The following is an 8,304-nucleotide window of genomic DNA, read 5'->3' as shown; positions in this document are numbered from 1 at the left end:
CCACGAGCGGCCCGCAACGCCCCCTTACCACGTCAGCCGCGTACCGTCCCGAAGCGGATGCCGTACGCGGCCTCAGGGTGCATCGTCGCCAGCATCCGCTCCCCCTCGGCCGCGACCTCGTCCCGCGCCGCCCTGGTGAGGTCGTCGAAGGCCTCGACGACGAGGGTGTCGTCGTCGAGCTTCCACAGTCCGGCCACGAAGCCGTCGACGAGCAGGACGCGGTGGGCCATGTTCTTCGTCCAGGTACGGCCCTTGTGTTCGGGCGGGACGACGCGGGTGCGGTCGGCGTGGGAGAGGAGCAGGTTGTCGAACTCGGGCAGGTAACGCGGCGGGGCGGGGGTGTCCGGGTCGGGACGGGGCGCGCCGGGGAGGTCGAAGAGTTCGGCGCCGTCCGGCCCTCGGAAGGTGACGAGCCGGGGGCGCAGCCGTTCGAAGACGTCCCGGAGCCGGGTCAGGCCCGCCCAGGTCTGCATGTCCATCACGGAGGCGGGACCGAAGGCGGCCAGGTAGCGCAGCACGGTGTCGTCCATCGCGGGCGCCGGCCGCGCGGGGCGTCCGAGCCAGTGCTCGGCGGTGGTGAGCGTGACCTGACCGCTCCTCCCCCACAGCCCGCGCGGGGTCACCTGCACGAGCGGGAGCCGGCAGCGGGCGGCGACGGTCAGGGCCCGCGGGTCGGTGTCGGGCCATGCGGCGAGGAGTGCCTCGCGCAGTTCTCCCATGGTGCGCGGCGTGTCCTCGACCAGTTCGCGGGCGAGGACCGCGAGCCGGTCCAGGTCGACGCCCGCGAGACCCTTGCGGAAGTTCCCCAGCTCGCGGTCCCGGGCGGCCTGCACCAGTGGCCGCAGGGTGAGGCAGTCCTCGGCGGTGTGGGTGTGGATGGTCGAGCGCATGGTGACGAGGCGGGCGACCCGGCGGTCGGCCATCGGCGCGGAGAGGTCGTCGGGCGTGAAGCCCTCGAGGCGGGCGGCGAGCGCGTAGTACGGCGGCTTCACGTTCTGCGCCTGGAGCCCGACGAGACGCGCGACGGCGGCCTCGGCGGGCATCGTCGCGCGGCGCAGCAGCAACTGCCGGGCCAGGGTGGCGCGGCCCAGGGCGCGGGTGCCGAGGACGGGGGCCGTCGTTCGTGCCTTGGTCGTCATGCTGTGCACGGTAGCGGCGGTCGCGGACAGCTTCTGGCCGCGAGAACGGTGCGTGGTGTCGCCGTTTCAGCCACCGGCACGGTGTGAACCGCCCTCGGTCCCCTCGCAGGTGCGCCGGAAGCTGAGCTGGGGGAGAAGGTCGTGCCAGGTGGCCGGGGTGAGGTCGCCGCCGGTGCGGGCGCAGATGTGACGGGCCGCCCGGTCCGTGTCGAGCGTCCAGAGTCGGGCCGTGAGGTCGTGGCTCGCGGAGGCGAGGCTGTCGCCGTCGGGGCTGAACGCGACCGAGGTGACCGTCTCCAGGTGGCCGCCGAGTTCGTGTCCGAAGGGTTCGGCGCGGGCGGGGTCCGCGACGTCCCACAGCCGTACCGCGTGGTCCTCGCCGCCGCTGGCGAGGGTGCGGCCGTCCGGGGCGAAGGCCACGGAGGTGACGCCGCCGCGGTGCCCGGTCAGTTCCTCGCCCAGCGGGCGGGCCCGGCCGGGGTCCGTGACGTCCCACAGCCGTACCGTGCGGTCCCGGCCGCCGGTGGCGAGGGTGTGGCCGTCGTCCGGGGAGAAGGCCACCGAGTTGACCCAGTCGCCGTGGGCGGTGAGGGGTTCGCCCACGGGACGGGCCCGGTCGCGGTCGCTCACGTCCCACAGGCGGGCCGTCTTGTCCTGACTGCCGGTGGCGAGGGTGCGGCCGTCCGGCGCGAAGGCCACGGAGGTGATCCAGTCCGTGTGGGCGACCAGGGGCTCGCCGACCGGTCGTAGGTCGCCCCGGCCGCGTACGTCCCACAGCCGGACCGTGCCGTCCGCGCCGCCGGTGACGAGGGTGCGGCCGTCGGGGGCGAAGGCGACGGTGAGGACACCGCCCGGGTGCGCGTCCGGGAGGGTGCCGGCGGGCGCCGGGCGGGTCGGTTCGGAGACGTCCCACAGCCGTACGGTGCCGTCCTCGGCACCGGCGGCGACCGTGCGGCCGTCCGGGGCGAAGGCCGCGGCCAGTACGGGGGCCTCGTGGCCGGTGAGGTGACGCGGCAGCGGACGGGGGTGCTCCGGCCGGCGGACGTCCCAGAGCCGGACCAGGGCGTCGTCCGTGCTGGCGGCGGCGAGCAGGCGGCCGTTCGGACCGTACGCCACGGAGGTGAGCGGGTTGGTGAAGTCGGTGAGGACGTTCTCCGGCAGATGCCAGACGCGGACGCTGCGGTCGGCGCCGGTGGTGGCGAGGGTGCGGCCGTCGGGGGCGAACGCCAGGTCCCACAGGCCCTCCGTGTGCCCGGTCAGCGGTTCGCCCACCTGCTGCGGATACTCGGGATTGGCCACGTTCCACAGGACCACGGTGTCGTCCTGCCCGGCGGTGGCCAGCGTGTGTCCGTCCGGGCTGAAGGCCACGCCCCACACGGCGGCGGAGTGCGCGGTGAGCGGATCGCCCAGCGGGCGGGGGCCGTCCGTGCCGGACGCCTCCCACAGGCGCACCGTCTCGTCGTAGCCGGCGGTGGCCAGGGTCCGGCCGTCCGGGGAGAACGCCACCGACCAGACGGCCTCCTCGTGTGCGCGCCGCGGCTCGCCGAGCGGGGTCATCCCGTCGGCGCCGTCCAGTCGCCACATGCGTACGGTCCCGGTGTGGCCGGCCGTGGCGAGGGTGCGGCCGTCCGGGGCGAAGGCGATGTCGCGGACGCTGCGGGCGTCGGCGCGGGCCGGCTCACCGAGCGGTTCGGGCCGGGCCGGGTCGCGCACGTCCCACAGGCGGGCGGTGCCGTCGTCGCCGGCGGTGGCGAGGGTGCCGCCGTCCGGGGCGAAGGCGACGGTGACGACGGACTGCCCGTCGTGGCTGACCAGGGGCCGGCCCACGGGTCGCGGCCGCGCGCGGTCGCGTCGTACGTCCCACAGCCGGATGGCCCCGCCGTGCCCGGCCGCCGCCAGCAGGGTGCCGTCGGGCGAGTACGCCACGGCGCCCACCGGACCGCCGGTGATGCGCAGCGGCTCACCGAGCGGCTCGCCCGCATCCGCTCCCGCCGTGTCCGCACCCGCCGCGCCCGGTCCCGCCGTGTTCCACAGTCGTACGGTGCCGTCGTGGCCGCCGCTGGCGAGGGTGCGGCCGTCGGGGGCGAACGCCACGGCGCTGCCGATGTCCTCGTGCCCGGGCAGCCGGGTGGACAGCACCCGGCCCGCGTCCGTGGTGAGCCGGGTGCGCAGGTCGGGGGTGGCGCGCATGCCGAGCGCGGCGACGTCGAGCCGGGCGGTCAGCGCGGTGTTGGTGCCGCGCAGCCGGTCGGCCTCCGCGGTGATCCGGCCGAAGACGGCGTCGTCCCGCTCGGCCTGCGCCGTGGCCCGTGCCCGCAGGGCGACGACGGCGGTGCCCGAGGCGACCAGTACCAGCAGGGCGAGGGCTGCCGACAGGCTCCGCCGGAGCCATACCCCGCGACGCCGCCTGCCCATCGAGGCGGCCAGGAACTCGCTCTCCACCGCAGTGAGTTCCGTACTCCGGTGGTCCTGCGGGAAGGCGTCGTGGGCGGCGGACAGGCGCGAGCCCGCGTAGAGCGCGGCGTTCTCCCGGCCGAGGGCCAGCCAGGTGCGGGCGGCTTCGGAGAGCGCCCGGTGGACGCGCAGCCGGTCGCGCTCGGCGTCGATCCAGCCGCGCAGCCGGGGCCAGGCCGTGATGAGGGCCTCGTGGGCCAGTTCGACGGTGCCGTCGTCGAAGGTGAGCAGCCGCGCCCTCACCAACCGGTCCAGCACGGCACGGGTGCCGTCCGGGTCGCCGAGGTCGAGTTCCGCGTGCTCGGCGGGCCGCCGGGTGTCGGGGGTGCCGTCGCCCGGCGCGACGAGCCGCAGCAGGACGCGGCGGGCCAGGTCGGCCTGGGACGCGGTGAGTTCGCCGTACACCTCCTCGGCGGTGCGGACGACGGCGCCGCGCAGCCCGCCGGCCGCCTCGTACGCGGACTCGGTCAGGGTCCGGCCGGTGCGGTGCCGCCAGGTCTCCAGCAACGCGTGCGACATCAGCGGCAGCCCACCCGGCGCGTCCTCGACCTCGTCGATCAGCCGTGCGGTCAGGGCGCGTTCGACGACGAGTCCGGCCGCGGCGGCCGGCCGGACGACGGCCTCCCTCAGCTCCTCCCGGCCCATCGGACCGGCGAGCAGGGTGGCGTCCTGCAACGCGGCCGTCAGACCGGGGTGTTCGGCGCACCGTCCCAGGAAGTCGGCGCGTACGGCGATCACCACCCGCAGCGAGCCGCCGGGGGCGGTGGCGTCGAGCAGCCGGTCGACGAAGGCGTTCCGTTCGGCCGGGTCCGCGCAGAGGGTGTACAGCTCCTCGAACTGGTCGACGATCAGCCAGGTGTCCGCGTTCGTGTCCGGCACGGGGACCAGCCGGTCCGCGTGCGTGCGCCACGGGTTCGCGCCGGGGGTGAGGACGCGTACGGCCGCCGGTGGGGCGGGGGCGTCCGGGCCGGTCCCTGGTGCGCGCAGGTGCGGGATCAGGCCGGCTCGCAGCAGGGAGGACTTGCCACTGCCGGAGGGGCCGAAGACGGCGGTGAAGCGGTGCCGGCGGGTCAGCCCGGTCAGCCGGTCCACGAGCCGGTCGCGTCCGAAGAACAGGTCGGTGTCGTCCGGTTCGTACCGCGCCAGGCCCCGGTACGGCGGTCGCGCGTCCTCGTCCGCGGCCGCGAGGGCGGCGGCCTCCGTGCTCGTCTCGCGCCAGCGCCGCTCCCACTCCTGCGGGTCACCGCCGCAGACCTCGACGTAGGCGAGGGTGACCGCGAGGGTGGGGAGCTGCCGGCCGGCCGCCGCCTGGGACAGGGCGGTCACCGAGAACGGGACCTTCTCCGCCATCGTCCGGTACGTCGGACGCCCCACCGACTCCCGCAGGGCGCGGAGTTCCGCGGCGAACCGCTGCACCGGTCCGGCCCCCGGGTCGACCTGCCGCTCCCGGCGTCCCACTCCGCGTCCGCTCACGTGTCGCCGCCCACCCCGTTGTCGCTCTCGGTCTCCGTCCGGGCGCCCACGGTAGGGACCCGCCGGACGGGGCGGCAAGCGGACAGGTGTTCACCGGGGGGTGGCGCACGGGGAGTTCACGGCGCCTTCACCGGGGTTCCGCATCGTGGCGCGCCCCTTTCACGCCCTTTCGTGCTCCTTTCATGCTTCTTCCGTGCTCCTTCCATGCCGTTCGGCATTGTTCAGTGCCGCGTCCGGGCTGCTGAACAACGGTGCACCGGGGTGGAATCGGTGGCCGGGGGAGTGCGGGGCGGCGCGACCGCCGTGTCCGTGACGGCCGCGCCACCCCGCACCCGTTTCGCCCCGCTTCGGGGAAAGGCACATGAAGGAAGTGATCCGATGACTCCCGGCATCGTCCGCCGACCGGCGAGCGTCACCCTGGCCGTGGTCCTGCTGGTGCTGGGGACGCTGAGCGCGGTGGTCGCTGGGACGGCCGATCAGCACGAGAAGGGGCAGACGCTGATGCCCGCCCTTTGGCTGGCCTGTGTCTGGTTCGCGGTGCGGGCGGGCCGCGGGCGGCGGACCGCGCGCACCACGGCCGCCTGTCTGACCGTGCTGACCCTGCTGCTGGCGGCCCCGTTCGCCCTCGTCGACCCGCTGTACGGCGGCCTCATCCTCCTGGTGGCCGCCGTTCTCGCGGTCCCGGGACTGTTCCTGCTGTACGCGCCCGCCGGCGAGGCGTACGTCCGCTCACGGCAGGGCGGCGAGAGGAGCGAGACATGACCCACCCGCCGTACGACGGACCGGAGTACTCCGAGTCCGAGTCTCCCGGCCCGGACTGGCCGCCCGCGCCGCCCCGGGAACCCCGGGAACCCCGGGAGCCCGATCCGCTCGCCGTCGCCGTCGGCAACGCCTCGCTGCTCGGCGCGGGCTACCTGATCATGGGGCGCCTGGGGCTGTTCTGGGGCGCCGCGGTGGTCACCGTCCCGCTGGTGTGGCTGGTGGCCGCGAAGGCCGAGACGTGGTGCGAGCTGGTCCTGCTGCTGTGGTGGACGGTGGTCGTCGCCCACGGCTGGCGGCTGGCACGGCGGCACCCGGCGGCGGGCCCCCGGCGCGGACAGCGGGTGCTCGCGCTCGCCCTCGCCCTCCCGGTGCTGGTGACCGCCGGGTGGCTGCGGTTCGACGCCCACGGGATCGAGGACGCCGTCGAGGAGGCCCGCGAGGACGGGGACTGCGTGGCCGTGGTGGCCGCCCAGGAGCGGGTGGGGTTCGGCCACCGGCTGGCCGCCGCTCCGGTGGCCGCCCGGGGTGACACCGTGGTCGAGGCCTGCGAGCGTCTGGACGCGGCCGCGGGTTATCTGAGCGGCGGGCTGACCGGTGACCTCGACATGTTGAAGACCGGCTTCGGCCGGCTCGGCACGGTCCTCGGCGAACCCGGCAACGAGCGGACGGTCGAGGCGACCCTGAAGCACTTCCTCGGACAGCTGCCCACCGAGGACGGCTGCCGGACCGTACGGATCGCGGACTGGCTGCGGGACCGCGAGAGCGGCCCCGAGGACCTGAGCGACCCCTCGTCCGCCACCGCGGCACGCATAGCGCCCGAGGCGCTCATGGAGTGCGGTGACACCCTCATGACCGACGAGGAGTGGGCGAACGCGCGCGACCGCTACCGGCGACTGCTCGACGAACACCCCGCAGACGAGCGCGCGGAGGCCGCCCGCGAGGGCGTCAGGAAGGCCGGTCTGGCCATCGAACTGGACAACGTCCAAGACCTGGTGACGGCGGCGGACGACATGAACACCGGGTACTGCCGGAAACCGGCGAAGTACTCGCAGGCCCCCGCCTACCGCAAGGGCACCAATCGGGCCCTGTTCGTGGGCGACAGCGAGTACACGGACAAGCTGCCGGACGGCTGGCACGCCACCGACGCGGCCAAGGCGGCGCTGGTGGTGTGCGTGGACTCGGCGGGCATGGGGAACACCGTCGAGACCTGCCAGTACCGGGACCACGACGAACGCATCCGCAGCATCACCTTCCACCAGGTCGAGGTCCGGGTGAAGGCCTACGCGCTGCGGACCGGGAAGCTCGTGACCGACCGCAAGCTGCAGATCAGCGGCTCCAGCTGCCCGTACTTCATCTCCTACTACGGCAGTCCGCCGTCGCGGCGGTCCGTCACGCCGACGGACGCGGACGTGCGCGACGCCTTCGGCCCGGTGGTGAAGCGCTGACCGCGGCGCCCGCCGGTGACCGGTGATTGCCGGGCCGCCGTCGGGGCACCCGGGGACACTGTGCGCGGACGAGACAAGACCCTGGTGACCGGCTGGTTCAGCTTCCTGCACGGGGAGGCGACCGCCGGGGACGTGCTGGCGCTGCGGCGGGTGGAGGAGGTGCTGCGGGGCGCGGGGCTCCCCTACGACGTCGTATGGAGCCCTGGGTTCCGGGCGGACGCGCTCCACTTCGCGGACCTGGACCCGGCGGCGTACTCCCGGCTGGTCTTCGTGTGCGGGCCGGCGCACGGGCCGCAGGTCGAGGAGTTGCACCAGCGGTTCGCGCACTGTGTGCGGGTCGCCGTCGGAGTCTCCGTCGTCGACCCCGGCTCCCCCGCCGTCACCGGCTTCCACCGGGTGCTGGCCCGGGACGCCGCCGGCGCCGTGCCGACCCCGGACCTCGCCGCCCGCGCGCCCGCGCTGCCCGCCCGGCCGGTCGTCGGGGTGATCCTCACCCACGGGCAGCACGAGTACGGGGGGCAGCGGCGGCACGAGGAGGTCGCCGCGGGGCTGACGGGCTGGCTGGCCGGCAAGGACTGTGCCCGGCTGGAGCTGGAGACGCGGCTCGACGCGCACGACTGGCGGCTGTGCGGCACGCCGGCCCAGCTGGAGGCCGTACTGGCCCGGCTGGACCTGGTCGTCACCGACCGGCTGCACGGCCTGGTCCTGGCGCTGCGGGCCGGGACGCCGGCGCTGGCGGTGGACCCGGTCACGGGCGGTGCGAAGGTGACGGCGCAGGCGCGAGCCTGCGGCTGGCCGGCGCTGGTGGCCGCCGAGCGGCTGACGGAGGGCGTACTGGAGCACTGGTGGGACTGGTGCCTGACCGATGGGCGGGAGGAGGCCGGGCGGATCGGCACCGGGTTCCGGTCGGCGGAGCCGGTCGCGGACGCCGCGGACACTCTCGTGGCGGCGCTGGGAACACGCCCGGCCGGTTAGTCCCCGGGCCGCGCGGGCACTCGGTCGCCCGTCGGTCCGCCCCCGGGAGGAGACAT

At 75.3% G+C, this 8,304-nt stretch carries 5 protein-coding genes; 3 read left to right on the top strand and 2 right to left on the bottom strand.

Annotated features, from left to right (window positions below):
• Positions 1-32: 32 nt before the first annotated feature.
• On the bottom strand, positions 33-1,139 hold the full coding sequence (locus tag QC283_RS28795; protein WP_279564627.1) for a winged helix DNA-binding domain-containing protein: 1,107 nt from the start codon (positions 1,137-1,139) through the stop codon (positions 33-35).
• 66 nt (positions 1,140-1,205) lie between these two features.
• Complete coding sequence (locus tag QC283_RS28790; RefSeq protein WP_279564626.1) at positions 1,206-5,066, bottom strand: nSTAND1 domain-containing NTPase; 3,861 nt, start codon at positions 5,064-5,066, stop codon at positions 1,206-1,208.
• A gap of 378 nt (positions 5,067-5,444) precedes the next feature.
• Here QC283_RS28790 and QC283_RS28785 point away from each other — a divergent pair, with 378 nt between their 5' ends.
• From QC283_RS28785 to QC283_RS28775, 3 genes are read left to right on the top strand one after another with little or no spacing between them, the layout of a single operon-like run.
• The gene (locus tag QC283_RS28785; RefSeq protein ID WP_279564625.1) at positions 5,445-5,828 is read left to right on the top strand and encodes a hypothetical protein; all 384 of its coding nucleotides are present in this window, start codon (positions 5,445-5,447) and stop codon (positions 5,826-5,828) included.
• Complete coding sequence (locus QC283_RS28780) at positions 5,825-7,273, top strand: tetratricopeptide repeat protein (RefSeq protein ID WP_279564624.1); 1,449 nt, start codon at positions 5,825-5,827, stop codon at positions 7,271-7,273. Before QC283_RS28785 ends, QC283_RS28780 begins: the two co-directional genes overlap by 4 nt.
• A 60-nt stretch (positions 7,274-7,333) precedes the next feature.
• Entirely contained in the window at positions 7,334-8,248 is a 915-nt protein-coding gene (locus tag QC283_RS28775) for a polysaccharide pyruvyl transferase family protein (protein WP_279564623.1), read from the top strand.
• Positions 8,249-8,304 lie beyond the last annotated feature (56 nt).

It is taken from the genome of Streptomyces sp. DH41 (genome assembly GCF_029813785.1).
Taxonomy (GTDB): domain Bacteria; phylum Actinomycetota; class Actinomycetes; order Streptomycetales; family Streptomycetaceae; genus Streptomyces.
This window is presented reverse-complemented; position numbering and strand designations above follow the sequence as displayed.

Excerpts from the sequence above, each read along its gene's own strand:
- QC283_RS28795 (WP_279564627.1), bottom strand. The coding sequence starts at position 1,139 with ATGACGACCAAGGCACGAACGACGGCCCCCGTCCTCGGCACCCGCGCC.
- QC283_RS28780 (WP_279564624.1), top strand. The coding sequence starts at position 5,825 with ATGACCCACCCGCCGTACGACGGACCGGAGTACTCCGAGTCCGAGTCT.
- QC283_RS28785 (WP_279564625.1), top strand. The coding sequence starts at position 5,445 with ATGACTCCCGGCATCGTCCGCCGACCGGCGAGCGTCACCCTGGCCGTG.